Annotated in this window: 1 protein-coding gene; it reads right to left on the bottom strand. The window is 66.0% G+C overall.

The genetic code is table 11. The annotated features are described in order from the left end of the window. Positions 1–579 (bottom strand): asparagine synthase-related protein (locus AC1D00_RS43230; RefSeq protein ID WP_477014940.1); only part of this gene is annotated, 579 nt, incomplete at its 3' end. Positions 580–879: the final 300 nt, after the last annotated feature.

Below are 879 nucleotides of genomic sequence, written 5' to 3' on the forward strand. Positions count from 1 at the left end.
CGCGTGGTCGCGAACAGGAAGTAGCTCTGGTCGCGATCGGCATCGGCGGCGCACACCAGCGCGCGCGCGCGTGGTCGCGAACAGGAAGTAGCTCTGGTCGCGATCGGCATCGGCGGCGCACACCAGCGCGCGCGAGCCGTCGTCGAGATGGCGCGAGGCGACGTAATGGCCGGTGGCGAGCGCCTGGGCGCCGAGCTCGCGCGCGGTCTTCAGGAGGTCGCGAAACTTGACCGAGCGGTTGCACTCGATGCACGGCACCGGCGTCTCGCCGAGCGCGTAGCTGTCGGCAAAGTTGTCGATGACGGATTCGCGAAAACGGTCCTCGTAGTCGAGCACGTAATGGGGGATGCCGAGCTTGGCGGCGACGTCGCGGGCGTCGTGGATGTCCTGGCCGGCGCAGCAGGCGCCCTTGCGATGGGTCGCCGCGCCGTGGTCGTAGAGCTGGAGCGTGATGCCGACGACGTCGTAGCCCTCAGCCTTGAGCAGCGCAGCCGTCGTCGAGGAATCGACGCCGCCCGACATGGCGACGACGACCCTGGTGTCCTGCGGACGGCCTTCGAGATCCAGACTGTTGAGCATGGGTTCTTAAGGTGTGACGGCGGCGTTTTGCGATCCGCGATGTGCCTTTGGCCGGGACATCGGTGGTCCCGGGGAACTTCGGTTCCCGCAAGGCGCGCGACTGGCCCGGTCGAAAGCGGCTGAGAGCGATCTCTTTAATATAGGGGGCATTCCGGTGAAGCAATCACGGGGGAGGCCGGCTTGGGGCAATTCTTGCCGGGGCGGCAGAAATGGCGGGGTCGCGGAGGGCCCTGCGACGGCGCCATCAATTCATCAAGATATTGAATTTACTTGATAAATTTCTCCGCGCGGGGCTGGCCC

The organism is Bradyrhizobium sp. P2_E8 (genome assembly GCF_056403875.1).